The sequence below is a fragment of the Candidatus Methanomethylophilaceae archaeon genome (genome assembly GCA_017524805.1).
Lineage (GTDB): Archaea > Thermoplasmatota > Thermoplasmata > Methanomassiliicoccales > Methanomethylophilaceae > Methanoprimaticola.
In genome coordinates this window covers 126139-140233 of record JAFXUX010000008.1, presented here as the reverse complement: position 1 = coordinate 140233, position 14095 = coordinate 126139, and the positions used below count along the sequence as shown (strand labels likewise).

Sequence of the window (14095 nt, the reverse complement as noted above, 5' to 3'; positions counted from 1 at the left end):
ATATATGCTACGCTGTTTTCGGCATCAATTCTTTGCCCTCGCACTCCGGAATCAGATTTGGCCGCAAACGCGCAGATAGCGAGAGACAATGATCGCTGGGCCGCGCCAAAGTTTTCATTTGGTTTCGCATAAGGAATTGCGATACCATGATGTGCCCAAATTGCTGCAGAAGCGTCAAAGCGGGCCAGGCTTATTGCCTCTCCTGCGGATTCCACATCGATGGCAAAGCGCGCGATAAGAAGGGCGCACTCTTTGCCCATCCTGCCGACACCGCGGAATACGCAGACGGATTCAGGCTTCTTGACAGAGGCGATACTGAGGGAGCATTCGAAGATTGGCTCAGATTCGCAAAGAATATGGGCCCGGAACATGCTGAGGCGATGCTCAATGACATTCCCCCTGCATTCTCTGAATACGCCAAAACGATCCCTGAGTATGGGTGGGCCGAAATCCCATACGAGCTTGCGGATTTGGATCGGAAAATAGAAAGTCTTCTCGACAATGGCGAGAGCCTTTCCCAGAAAATCATCGTCAGCCTGTCCGAAATCGATGCGACGAATGAGGATGAACTGCTGGCCATATGGGATTCGATAGATGAAATATCTGACATCTATGCTGGATACTGCGATGACCCAGACAAAATCGTCCGCCACCTGGAGCTTATGGCGCCGATAGCGGACAGGTTCGAAAGCGCTTTCGCCGAGGTAGGAAACGCCGATGCTTCCAAAGAAGCCGCCGCATTCGCGTCATTCTATCGCGATCTGGCGTACCGCATCCAAGGGGAGGGGCCTTCGAATCGCGACGAAGAAGATCCGGACCTATATGATGTCTATGACGTCGCTAAAAGATCATATCTCAAAGCGTCCAAAGCATCTGACCTCATGTCGGACTATAGAAAAAGGAGCTACGAGAAAAACGTGGCCAATTATCTGTATGAACTGTTCATACCAGATCGCGACCCTAACCTGTGACAGACGCCATATCGCCCGCCTCCGCAGGCTGAATCTTACTAACCACAGGTACTGATGCCATCCAAAAAAAGAATTGGACGGGTCTCCGAACCTTAAAAGCGTTGGATATACGATTCAAACTCCATTGCCTAATAATAAATACCGCTTGGACATGGGGAGAATCCGTTGGAGAACCTATGGCGACGATCGAGGACCAGATAAAGGAATTGGAGGAAGAGATCTCCAAGACCAAATACAACAAGGCGACGGAAGGGCACATAGGGAAGCTGAAAGCTAAGATCGCCCGCCTGAGCCAGGAAGAGGAGAAAAGACGCTCTTCCAAAGGTCCGACCAAAGGTTTCTACGTCAAAAAGGCTGGAAATGCCACCGTCGCATTGGTAGGATTCCCTTCGGTGGGAAAATCCACCCTACTGAACCAGCTCACCGGAGCCAAATCCGAGGTCGGAGCGTACCATTTCACCACCCTCGATGTCGTGCCCGGAGTCATGGAGTATAACCACGCCAAAATCCAGATCCTCGACATGCCCGGTCTGATCAAAGACGCATCCCGCGGAAAGGGAAGAGGGAGAGAGGTCATCGCGGCCGCCAGATCAGCCGATGTTATTCTCCTCGTGGTTGACATCTTCAACCCGAACATGAACGTGCTGTTCAAAGAGCTGTACAACGCCGCCATCCGCATGAACCAGAAGAGGCCGGATGTTGTCATAACTCCCGGCGATCACGGAGGGATTATCGTCAAACCCACCGTGAAGCTCACCAAAATCGATGTGGACACCATAAAGGACATGACCGCCGCCTATGGGCACATAAACGCGACGGTAGTCGTCCGCGAAGACATCGACGTGGAACAGATGCTGGACGTGCTGGCCGGCAACAGGGTGTACATCAAATCCATCATGGCGATCAACAAGGTGGACCTCGCCAAGCCCGGACAATTGGAATCGGTGCAGGAGATGCACAAAGCCTACCGCAACGTCCCGGTATCCGCAGCCACCGGATTCGGGATAGACGAGCTGAAACAGGCCATATACGACACAATAGACATGATCCGCGTATACCTCAAACCGCAGGGGCAGGAAGCGGACATGGACATCCCGCTCATAGTCAAGCGCGGGAACAGCGTCGGAGACGTTTGCGAGCTCATCCACAGGGATTTCAAGAACAATTTCAGGTATGCCATGGTCTGGGGCAAAAGCGCGAAATTCCCTGGCCAGACTGTCGGCATGGACCACGTCGTTCAGGACGAGGACATACTCTGCATCATAGTCAGAAGATGATTTTTTCGCCGGCGGCATAGCGGATGCGCCGATACATTTAACAGAACAGCGCGGGATGGCGATGCGTGACATCCGACGGCAGCCCGGCTGATTTCGTTTTTGACAGATGGACGGAGGGATCCGCTCCCATAGAAGAGATAAAGAAGTTCGCCGAGGCGGCGTCCAACCCGGGGTCTGAGGGATACATACCAAAGAAAGACAGGATAGCCGTGTTCGATATGGACGGCACCATACTATCGGAGAACAATCCTGGCGACATGGAATGGGCGCTGTACCTCCATCGCGTATTCTCGGACCCTGGATACAGGGCCACGCAGGAGCAGAAGGACCTGGCTGAGGAGATGATGCAAGTCATCCGCACAGGCGTGAAACCTCCGGGATTCACCGCTAGGAAAAACAGGTGCAACGCTGAGGCCTTCGACGGGATGACCGTGGGGCAATACGTGTCGTACATCAAGGACTTCATCTCGAAGCCTTCGGACACGTACCTCGGAGCCGTCCGCCGGGATCTGTTCTACCTTCCTATGGTCCAGCTGATGGAATATCTGGCGGAATGCGGGTTCACTGTCTTCATCTGCTCAGCCACGGAAATCCTCAACGTCAGGACCACCATCGAAGGCACGATAGACATACCGATGCACCAAGTCATCGGCACGGAGTACCTGATCACAGCTTCCGGACAGGGCGACACCGACGGCATGAGCTACGTCATGGATTGGAACGACGATCTGATCTACACCAGCAGGATACAGCTCGTAGCCTCCGGGATGAACAAGGTCATAAAGCTCATCCAAGGCATCGGCCAGTGCCCCGCAATCGCGTTCGGGAACGGCTCTGGGGACTACAGCATGCTCACCTACGTGTCCCAGAACCCTTTCTACAAAGGCAAATGCTTCTTGCTTCTGGCAGACGATGACGTCAGGGATTACGGCAAGCCGGAAACCGCCGCGAAGCTCAGAAAACAAGCCGAAGAGATGGGATGGTCCGTGATATCCATGAAGGAAGACTTCAAAACCATCTACAAAAAAGGCGTCAGACCTAAGTTCAAAAGCATCGGCGAAGTCTTCGACGGCGGCAACCGCATCTGAGGGCAGATCACCAACATACTGCCGCTTCAGAAAGAAATCGGAAAAAGGTTTGTGGAAACGGTTTCTGAGCCGGGATTACGACCTGTCTTCGATCTCTTTCCTGACTTTGGCGATGAAATCGTCGAGCTTCATGGTCCCGGCATCGGTGCCGTCTCTGCATCTGACGGTGACGACTGTTCCGTCATCGCCCTCTTTCTCGCCGAGGACAAGCATGTACGGGACCTTCTCGAGCTGGGCCTCACGGATCTTGTATCCGATCTTCTCGTCCCTGTTGTCGAGCTCGACCCTTATGCCAGCGGATTTCAGCTTCGCCGCCACATCGGACGCGTAATCGAACGTCTTCTCGGACACCGACAGAACTTTCGCCTGGACCGGGGAGAGCCAAACCGGGAATTTGCCCGCGAAGTGCTCCGTGAGAATCCCTATGAACCTCTCGACGGATCCGAAGACGACCCTGTGGATCATGATCGGGCGGTGCTTCTCCCCGTCGGTGCCGACGTAGGTCATGTCGAACCTCTGAGGCAGCTGGAAATCGAGCTGGATGGTACCGCATTGCCACGTCCTGCCGATCGAATCCTCCAGATGGAAATCGATCTTGGGGCCGTAGAAGGCTCCGTCGCCCTCGTTGACGATGTATTCCAACCCAGCATCTTTGAGCGCGGTGATAAGGCCGTTCGTAGCCAGCTCCCAATCCTCGTCGGAACCCATGCTGTTCTCGGGCCTGGTGGAGAGTTCGACATGGTATTTGAAGCCGAATTTGGAATAGACCTCATCCACGAGCCTTATGACGCCTTTGATCTCGTCGGTAATCTGCTCGGGAGCGATGAAAAGATGCGCATCGTCCTGGGTGAAGCACCTGACCCTCATCAATCCGTGCAGGGTTCCGGACCTCTCGTGCCTGTGGACCAATCCCAGCTCCGCCACTCTTATCGGCAATTCTTTGTAGGAATGGGTGTGGATCTTGTACACCAGAATGCTTCCAGGGCAATTCATGGGCTTGATGCAAAAGGTCTCATCGTCGATTTTGGTGGTGTACATGTTCTCTTTGTAATGGTCCCAGTGCCCTGACCTGAGCCATAGCTGCTGGCTGAGAATCTGCGGAGTGGATATCTCCTGGTAATTCTCCCTGACATGCAATTCCCGCCAGTAATCGATGAGCGTATTCTTCAGAACCATACCCTTGGGGAGGAAAAACGGGAATCCCGGGCCCTCGTCCATTATGGCGAAAAGGCCGAGCTCCCTTCCGAGCTTGCGGTGGTCCCTCTTCTTCGCCTCCTCGAGCATCGCGAGATGGGCGTCGAGAGCCTCCTTGGATGCGAAAGCGGTCCCGTATATCCTCTGGAGCATTTTGTTGTGCTCGTCGCCGCGCCAGTACGCCCCGGCTATGGAGAGAAGCTTGAACGCCTTGACTGCCTTTGTGTACAGCGCGTGGGGCCCTGCGCAGAGATCGGTGAAATCCCCCTGCCTGTAGAAGCTGATGGCTTCGCCTTCGGGGATGTCGCTGACGAGCTCGACTTTGTAGTCCTCGCCCTTCGACTTCAGATACTCTATGGCCTCTTCGCGAGACATGGTAAAGGTCTCGATTTTGATGTTCTCCTTGACGATCTTCTTCATCTCGGCCTCGAGTTTCTCTAGATCCTCGGGGACGAATCCGCCCTCCTTATCAAAATCGTAGTAGAATCCGTCGTCGATGGCTGGCCCGATCGATAATTTGGTGTCAGGGTACAACCTTTTGACGGCTTGGGCGAGCACATGGGAGGCTGTGTGCCTCAGAACTTTGAGCTCGTCTTCGCATTCCTTTACCGTTCCGTCGCTGTATAGAGCTTTCATTGTATCACTCAGCACCCGTCCGAATACGAAATCGGGCTGGGATTGTTGGTTGGGGGAGGCGCATGACTTCCTGAGATATAACGGTAGGCATTGCGGTTGTTATCCTATACATCCGTGAATAAATATTTTTAAGGAGTGCCTAATTACATAGCATAGGGTCAGGATTTGCCGCTGCCCCGGCGAAAGCTGTAAGTCCGGACTCGGTGACGTGGTGTGTTGGGATGAACGATAATGGCAGCTCTAGAGAATTCTATGACGACGATTCGCTGCTTGAGGCGATGAGCAATGAGCCACATTTCGTAGATATTCTGAACACACTTTACAATTACATCTCCGATGACGAAAACTCCGAATCAAGCAATAGTTTCTCGGAAAATTTAAAGCGTTATATACCAAAAGGAATACAGCAAATCGATATTGACCATATTGCAAGAGCTATAACAATACAAAAAGATTTATGCAACGATTTGAACTGCAATTCCGACACTCTAAACAGATTATGCGAAAGTCCCCTTCGTATGGGTCTGATATCTAAAAAAGTCATATCGAAACCGAAATTGTTCTTTATTTACTACCTGACTGACGAGGGGCTTCGTCTTTGCTGGATGCTACACAATCTGAAAACGCTGAGCGATATGGCAAGGGGCCCTTCGGAAAAGATCAGCTATCATCGGAATGAATATAGAAAAGTGAATTCTGATATCACATTCATCCGTAAGCAGAGAAATGCGATAAAAGCGGAGATGGCGCTGAATTATATCATTGAACAGGGACTTCTGACTTTGGCTGAATACGGCGATGACGGGTACAAATGGGATAACGTCGCCGCCAACGAATTTTCGATCGATGTGGAATCTGTTGCCGTCGACGATACTATCAAACTGGAATATTATGACGCTGAAAAGTATCCTTTCACATCGAGCAACAGATATTATGATGATCTTTTCAAAAAAATAGCCGGGAATTTGATAAACAGATGGCAGAAATCCGAGGGGATGTTTACCAGCAAAAAAATCAACGCCGGATATGTGCCGATCACTTTTGTGGCGCCGGCTTGCGATAAAAATACGATTGCGCTGATGAATGAGGGTCTGAGCTATTACATCAGAAGCATAGCTGAAGACTCTGGATCATGCGACAAAGTGGATCTTCAGACCATCGGCTTCGAACGCAAAGCGGAAACGATCGGCGGCTTCGGTTCTGTGGGATCAGACGATCGCCAATTCGATTTCATTCCTGACAGTTGGGATCCGAACGGAAAAGATGGCCCCGGGAATCATTTAGGAAACATAAATGATGCAATTGATCTGGCAATAGCGACGTCAGAATGCTATTGCAACTATTGCTGGCAAAAGACCGACCGCCAAGCGAAAATAACGAAACCCCAGATTATTCTCATATTACCGGATTGCGTCGAATATACATGGCCAAGCAACGAAAGCATAGATATCGTGCGCTCTTATCTGAGATACAAAAACAAAGAAGTTTGGGCATTTTTCTTCGGCGAACCTGACGAAAATGTTTTCCACGCCGTATCCAGAATGATCGGATCTGACAGAGTTTTCGTGAGGGAAAAATGCGATTACCTCGGCATGTTCTCTTGGGCGGCCAAACACACCTACAACCTGTCCCGCACCGCGGTCACCAACGATGCGGCGGAACAGAAAAATGTGCCGGTCCAAATCCCGCTGTTATCTGATACTCTCCCCGCGAATGCTCCCGCGATGCTGCGGGCTCCCCAATGCACTCCATATTCGGAGGAAGAGAGTCGCTCTGATTGGACGTCATGCATGCCCATAGAATGCGAACATTGTGATGCGGATGGATCACATTACTTTAATTGCTGTTTAAGTGAGATTGATGATTCGCATAAAGAGGAATGCGAACTGAAAGAGCCGGAAACATACTGCGACGATGATTGACCTTTTTGATGCGCGCTGGCTTGGATTCCGCGAATCGACTGCACAAATGAAGATCGCCCGCCCAACTGCTCAGGTTATAATATGATGGGCAGCATAACCGGAAGCGAATGACCACCGACAATCCGCATCCGATAGTGCCTTTGGATTCCTCCAATCTAGATATCGGCCTGGTGGGCGGCAAAGCCGTAAACGTAGCCAGGATGATCGCGGAAGGATTCAGCGTGCCTCCCGCCTATTGCGTCACGGTCGATGCGTACGATATGTTCCTCGACGTCACCGGGCTGAGGGAAAAGATATCTGGCATCCTTGAGACCACCGATTTCGATGACGACGCATCTCTGGAGAACGCTTCGAAAACCATAAAGGAGATGATTGTGGGAGCGGACCTTCCCTCCGATGAGCTCGGAGCCCTCAAAAAAGAGCTGACCGGGATGCAGGGGCGCTATTTCGCCGTCCGCTCGTCGGCTGTGGCGGAGGACCTTGCCGAAGCCAGCTTCGCGGGGCAGCAGGACACTTTCCTCAACGTCGAAAAGCACGACATCCCCAAGATGGTCTTGGTCTGCTGGTCCTCCTATTGGAACGGCAGGGCGATGAAGTACAGGCACGACGCATCGATAGACCATCTCTCCCAGGGCATGGCGGTTGTCATCCAGAAAATGGTATCGTCGGACATCAGCGGAGTCATGTTCACCTCGGACCCGGTCACGGGCGAGGACCATACGGTCATAGAGGCTTCCTGGGGGCTCGGTGAATCCATCGTATCCGGGCTCGTGACGCCTGACAGATACGTCGTCTCCAAAGAGGGAGAAGTCATCGAAGCGACCGTTCGCAGCAAAGACCGCGGATTCTTCCTCGTGGACGGCAAGAACAGCCAGGTGGAGATCCCTCCTGAAAAAGCAAACGCCCGCTGCGCCGACGACGAAGCCCTCAGATCGATCGCGGAGCAGGGCAAGAAGCTGGGCGCCCACTTCGGATGCCCCCAAGATGTAGAGTGGGCCATAGAAGACGGGAATGTTTACATTTTGCAGTCAAGAGCGATAACAACGCTCCCTGAAGACACAGAGAAGGACGGCATTCTGTGGTCCAGAGGATACGGCGACGAATACTGGGCGGATGCCACCACTCCTATGTTCTACACTGTCATGGGAAAGATGCTGACCGACTACGTCAACCACGAAGGGGCGCACATGATGGGCTACAAAGATCTGGAATCCGGCCCTCTGACCAAACTCCACAAATCCAGGGTATATTTCTCGGCCACAGTTTTGGAGAGGATATTCGCCCACTACCCCAAACTGATACGCTCCAAAGAGCTTCTGGAATACTTCCCCAAAGGGGAGCAGAATAGGATATCGAAATACCCGAACGATTACTTGGGGATGGTGAAATCGCAGATCTGCCTTATGATCCGCGACAGGGACGGCATGATCTGGAAGACCGACAAGGCGTACAGGGAATGGGCGGACGACTTCCTGAAACTCTGCGGGGAGTTCGATTCCGTCGATCTCCGCGGGCTGCCGGACGAAGGCCTTTCGCAATGGTACCGCAGAATACGCGACGGGTCCACCAAGCACTATCAGCTGATCCGCTACGGGATGGTCTCGCATTCGATCATGACCAATCTGCTGGTCAAGAACTGGTCGGCAAAATGGCTGAGCGACGACGGCAGCATCTACGCCGGGCTGATGTCCGGATTGGAGGACAACAAGACCATCGAAACCAACAAAGGCTTCTCAGACTTGGGCGTCGCGCTGAGGAAGGATCCGGAAGCCAGGGAGAAAGCGGCTTCGATGGGCGGGGAAGAATTCCTCTCGTGGCTCGATTCATCGGATTCAGAATTCAAAGATGCGTACGGGAAATTCATCGCCGAATTCGGGCACAGGTCCGGAACCAGAGAGCTGAACGCTCCGAGGTGGGCGGAGGATCCCGATTACGTAATAGGTATGGCCCTCCAGATGTGCTCCGGAGGGGTCGATCTGCGCGAAGAATTCGCGAACGGAGTGAAACGCAGGGAAGAGACCGAGGCGGAAATAAAAGGGAAGCTTGGCCTCTTCAAAAGGACACTCATGTTCAAGGTCCTGAAGTATGCGCGCACCTATCTGATATTCAGAGAGAACCAGAGGTTCTATCTGGACCACATCATGTACAGGAACAGGCTGATCTTTCTGGAAGAGGGAAGAAGGCTCTGCGAGCGCGGGCTATTGGGCGACAGAGAAGATATCTTCTTCCTCGAGGACACAGAAGCCATCGACATCCTGGAAGGGAAAGACATCGGCGACATCAAAGACATAATCGCGCCGAGAAAAGCCGAGTTCATGAGATACCGCGACAGATTGCCTCCCAAATTCCTGCTGGACGGCGTGGATTTCGATGACGAGCCTACATCCCACGGCGACGTTCTGACGGGAGCCGCTTCCAGCCCGGGGACGTATCGCGGAAGGATCCGCGTCATCATGGACGTCAGGGAGCTCGGACAGGTGGAGAAAGGGGAGATCCTGGTCACAAGCAACACGGATCCGGGCTGGACGGTGGCGTTCTCCAAGCTTGGAGGCCTTATAACGGAAACCGGAGGCATCCTCTGCCACGGGGCGGTCATATCCCGCGAATACAGGATCCCGGCCGTGACTGCGGTCAAATCTGCGACCAGCATCCTGAAAACCGGGGATGTGGCGATAGTCGACGGCAGCAAAGGGGAAGTCACCATATTGGAGGGAACGGAATGAACGGAGACTTGGAATGGAACATCAGCTATTATTTCAACCTGCACGACCAGAAAAACGGCGTCACGGCCTTCATGCGCATAGGGAGCAAGCCCAACAAGAACGAGAAATCAGTCTTCCTGTTCGTCATCGAGAAGGATCGCATATGCGGGATCAGGAACGCCGTGCCGTGCGACGAGGACAGAAAATCCTGCTCGGGGCTGTCTTTCAAGGAAGAGAACGGCGCGTGGAAGATCGGCTACAAAGGGCCGCTGTTCGACGTGGCCTCCGCAGAGCCGATCCCTCTTATGTCGTCACTGGACATAATCTGGAAGCCGGTGAACCCTCTGATGGACTACCATGACTGCGTGGACGCCCGCAGGGCGGAGATGTCCTCCAAAACGGCGTCGGAGCACTTCGAGCAGTTCGGACTGGCGGCCGGGAAGATAACCGTCGGAGATTCGTCATACGAAATAGACGCCACCGGGGAAAGGGACTTCAGCGAGGGAGTCCGCGATTGGGGATCCCCGAAGATGTGGCTATGGCTCAATTCCGTGTATGGGAAAGAAAAAGGGTTCAACGCCACCAAGCTGTCCACGCAATTGGGCGACGTCGACGCCGGATACGTCGGGACCGCGGCATCCAACGACCCAGTCATAGGAATAGACGTGGATATCGCCTACAACGGCGGAGTTCCGTCCTCATATTCGATGAGAATGCGGTGCAGATCCGGCGCGGAATACGATGTCGAAGCGAAGATAATGCGCTGCGCCCGGCTCCCGATGCAGGGAAGCAACGAGATGATGCTCATCGAGACGATATCCTAGACCGAGATGGACGGCGAAACCGGCTGCGGCATCGCCGAATTCCTCGTCCCGGCCAAGCGCGATGCGGAATGAGCCCCTCCGACGGAAAGGCACGCAGAATCCGGAAGAATAGCCGATGGAGGGCCCGGATTCCCGGATGCTGTATGACCGTAGCGGATATAAACAGTAAAGGGATTAGCATCCTTGCAGACGGGCACGAAGCGTCTCTGCCGTCCCTTGCATGAAAAATTTCCAACACGTGGGGTTACCCAATGGATAAGAAAATCGTAGATGTAAACGAGCTGCACGTTGAAGATGTACCCTTCGTGGGAGGCAAAGGCGCCAACCTTGGGGAGCTCACGAACGCCGGATTCCCCGTTCCGGAGGCATTCGTCCTCACTACGGTCGCTTACGATTATTTCATCGACTCTAGCAGGATTTTCGATGCCATCAACAAAGAGCTAGCGGGCATCGACAGAAACTCCGATGACAGCCTCGAGAACGCCTCGAAGAAGATCAGAGGCCTTTTTGAGAAATATGAGATACCCGAGGACCTCAGAAGGGATGTGTCGGCCAAATACAAGCTCCTCTTCCCCGGCGGAAAAGTCGGATTCGTCGCCGTCAGGTCCAGCGCGACCGCGGAAGACCTTCCCGACGCCAGCTTCGCCGGCCAGCAGGAGACCTATCTGAACGTCAAGGACGAGGACGATCTCTTCGATAAGATCAGGAAATGCTGGTCGTCCCTCTTCACCGCCAGGGCCATAGCGTACCGCGAAAAGCAGGGATACTCCCACAGCGAAGTCAAATTGGCGGTCGTCGTCCAGAGGATGGTCAACTCCGAGTTCTCGGGAATAATGTTCACCAAAAACCCCAACAACGGGGCGAATGAGATCATAATCGAAGCCGGATACGGGTTGGGAGAGGCTCTGGTCGGAGGCGAGGTCACCCCTGACACTTACATCATCGACAAGCAGAAGATGAAGATCTCCAAGAAGATCGTCTCCACCCAGACCTGGAAATACGTCCGCGGCCCCAAGGGAGGCGTCGTCAAGGAGGACATCCCCAGCGCGATGACCAAATCCCAGAAGATACCGGACGACCGCATCCTCGAGATCGCCATGATCGGGCACCACATCGAGATCCACTACGAGAAGCCCATGGACATGGAATGGTGCATCGAGGGCGGCAAAGCCTACATCGTGCAGGCCAGGCCGATCACCGTCACCGGAGACGCGGCCACCAACGAATCCGTCGGCACCCCGACTTCCAGCGAAGACATAATCACCTCCGGACTCGGCGCCAGCCCCGGGCTTGCCATGGGAAAGGTCGTGATCTATGAGACCGGAATGAGCCTCGACGTCATCAAAAACGGCGACATACTGGTCACCAAAATGACCATGCCGGACATGGTCCCCGCCATGAGCAGGGCCGCCGGGATCGTCACCGACGAGGGCGGAATGACCTGCCACGCCGCGATCATCTCCAGGGAGCTCGGGACCCCTTGCGTCGTCGGAACCGGTAATGCCACCGAGATTCTGAAGGATGGCATGGAGATCACCGTCGACGGGACCACCGGAACCGTCTACAAAGGGATAATCAAGAGGAAAGAGGAGGCTGCCGCCGCGCCCGCTGCCATCGGCGAATTCGTGCCGATAACCGGGACCAAAGTCATGGTGAACATGTCCATGCCCTCAAAGGCGGAGGAGATAGCCCAGCTCCCGTGCGACGGGGTCGGCCTGATGAGGATCGAGTTCCTCTTCACCAACTACATCGGCGAGCACCCCTGCGCGGTCATCAAAGAAGGCAGGACCCAGGAGCTCATCGACAAGCTCGTCGAAGGCATCTCCACGGTCACCAAAGCGTTCTACCCCAGGCCCATCACCCTCAGGACCTCCGACTTCAAGACCAACGAATACCGCGACATGAAAGGCGGAGCCGAATACGAGCCCACCGAGGACAACCCCATGATCGGATGGAGGGGATGCTCCAGATATGTATCCGACAACTACCGCGAGGCGTTCATGTGCGAGCTGAAGGCCATCAAGAAGGTCAGGGATGAGCTCGGGTTCAAGAACCTCAACATGATGCTGCCCTTCGTCAGGACCATCGACGAGGTGAAGGACATCACCGCGATGATGGAGTCCGTCGGGCTCAGGAGAAGCAAAGACTTCAAGCTGTACTTCATGGCCGAAGTCCCCGTGAACATCTTCATGGCGGATGAGTTCTGCAAGTACTGCGACGCGTTCTCCATCGGATCCAACGATCTGACCCAGCTGACCATGGGATGCGACAGGGATTCCGATATCCTCGGCCGCATGGGGTATTTCGACGAGAGGAACGAAGGCGTGAAGAGAGCGATCTCCCACCTGATCAAGGTTGCCCACGAGAACGGCAAATTCGTGAGCATCTGCGGGCAGGGCCCCTCGGTTTACCCCGAATTCGCCGAGTTCCTGGTGGAGCAGGGGATCGACTGCATCTCCCTGAACCCCGACACCTTCGTCAAGACCAAGAGGATCATCGCCTCCGCGGAGCAGAAGATCATCCTCAGGGACCTCAGAAGCCTCAGAAACAAATTCTGAAATAAAAATGGGGGAGAAATCCCCCGCTTAATCATCCAGTTTTTTGGGATCGTTCCCGTCCATCATATCCAGCAGCCTTTTGTTTATGGTCTCGGCCATCTCAGAGGGCAGCAGAAGCGTCGCCTCCTCCATGAAGGGGTGCATCTCGTTGTCGATGATCTTGACGTCGTTGAGCGTCCTTAGGCCCCATTTGCTGGCGGTGGATTCCAAACCCAATTTGTAATCCAGATCCGAAGGCACCAGAACTATCGCTTTCACCGTCTTATACCCAAGCAGTTTGGCGGCCATCGCCCTGTGGTGCCCGTCCACGAGAAGATATCCGTTGCGCCTCTTGATCATAATCAGCGATTCGTTGAGGCCCCTCTTCAGCTCATACTGCCTGCCCTGGAGCTCGTCGTTATACACTTCCTTCTGGGTCGGTATAATCTGGTCGACAGGGATGTTCTGGTCCTCGAGCATCTTCATCGACATCCCCGACTGCTTCTCCAGGAACGTCTTGACGGAGGCCACTTTGTGCTCCTTGCCCGCCTCTATCTGAGACCTGACGATGTCTATGTTGGATACTATCCCCACGATCTTCCTGTTCTCGTCGACCACCGGAAGATTCCTGAGCCCGTAACGGAACATCAAACGGGTGGCATCGGAAAGAGCCATGCCGGGGGATGCGGTGAACGACTTCATCGTCATGACTTTGCGGATCATCTCGTTGGATTGGTCGATGTATTTGAGGAGGTCTTTGGCGGTGACGAAACCGAGCAGATAACCGTTCTCGACTATCGGGAACCCGTGGAAGTTCGAGTTCAGGAGCTCCTGCCTCACCTGTTCCACGGTCATGCTCGGCCCGACATAACGGACATCCTTGATCATTATCTCGCCAACCGTTTTCTTTGCCATGGATTAGAGATGTCGGTAAGAATAGAACA

9 protein-coding genes are annotated in these 14095 nt (G+C 53.9%); 7 read left to right on the top strand and 2 right to left on the bottom strand.

Annotated elements, in window-relative coordinates; translation table 11 throughout:
- The first annotated feature begins 146 nt into the window (after window positions 1-146).
- The 3 genes from IKP20_02510 to IKP20_02500 all read left to right on the top strand — a co-directional run bounded on the left by IKP20_02510 (window position 147) and on the right by IKP20_02500 (window position 3336).
- Window positions 147-971 carry a hypothetical protein gene (locus tag IKP20_02510; protein ID MBR4503831.1) on the top strand — a complete coding sequence of 275 codons (825 nt, stop codon included), beginning with the start codon at window positions 147-149 and terminating at the stop codon, window positions 969-971.
- 176 nt (window positions 972-1147) lie between these two features.
- Window positions 1148-2248: a GTP-binding protein gene (locus tag IKP20_02505; protein MBR4503830.1), complete on the top strand. Its 1101-nt coding sequence runs from the start codon at window positions 1148-1150 to the stop codon at window positions 2246-2248.
- A 65-nt stretch (window positions 2249-2313) separates the two neighbouring features.
- Window positions 2314-3336, top strand: coding sequence for a haloacid dehalogenase-like hydrolase (locus IKP20_02500; protein ID MBR4503829.1), 1023 nt, complete (start codon window positions 2314-2316; stop codon window positions 3334-3336).
- A gap of 75 nt (window positions 3337-3411) precedes the next feature.
- Here IKP20_02500 and thrS read toward each other — a convergent pair whose 3' ends face one another.
- Window positions 3412-5166, bottom strand: coding sequence for a threonine--tRNA ligase (gene thrS / locus IKP20_02495; protein ID MBR4503828.1), 1755 nt, complete (start codon window positions 5164-5166; stop codon window positions 3412-3414).
- 221 nt (window positions 5167-5387) lie between these two features.
- On the opposite strand from thrS, the gene IKP20_02490 reads away from it, so the two are divergent.
- The 4 genes from IKP20_02490 to ppsA all read left to right on the top strand — a co-directional run bounded on the left by IKP20_02490 (window position 5388) and on the right by ppsA (window position 13172).
- On the top strand, window positions 5388-7088 hold the full coding sequence (locus IKP20_02490) for a hypothetical protein (protein MBR4503827.1): 1701 nt from the start codon (window positions 5388-5390) through the stop codon (window positions 7086-7088).
- Between the two features lie 107 nt (window positions 7089-7195).
- Window positions 7196-9811 (top strand): hypothetical protein, encoded by a 2616-nt coding sequence (locus IKP20_02485; protein MBR4503826.1) that lies wholly within the window; start codon window positions 7196-7198, stop codon window positions 9809-9811.
- Window positions 9808-10614, top strand: a complete 807-nt coding sequence (locus IKP20_02480) for a hypothetical protein (GenBank protein ID MBR4503825.1) — start codon at window positions 9808-9810, stop codon at window positions 10612-10614. Before IKP20_02485 ends, IKP20_02480 begins: the two co-directional genes overlap by 4 nt.
- 251 nt (window positions 10615-10865) lie before the next feature.
- On the top strand, window positions 10866-13172 hold the full coding sequence (gene ppsA / locus IKP20_02475; protein MBR4503824.1) for a phosphoenolpyruvate synthase: 2307 nt from the start codon (window positions 10866-10868) through the stop codon (window positions 13170-13172).
- A 27-nt stretch (window positions 13173-13199) separates the two neighbouring features.
- On the opposite strand, the gene IKP20_02470 is transcribed toward ppsA, so the two are convergent.
- Complete coding sequence (locus tag IKP20_02470; GenBank protein MBR4503823.1) at window positions 13200-14066, bottom strand: CBS domain-containing protein; 867 nt, start codon at window positions 14064-14066, stop codon at window positions 13200-13202.
- Window positions 14067-14095: the final 29 nt, after the last annotated feature.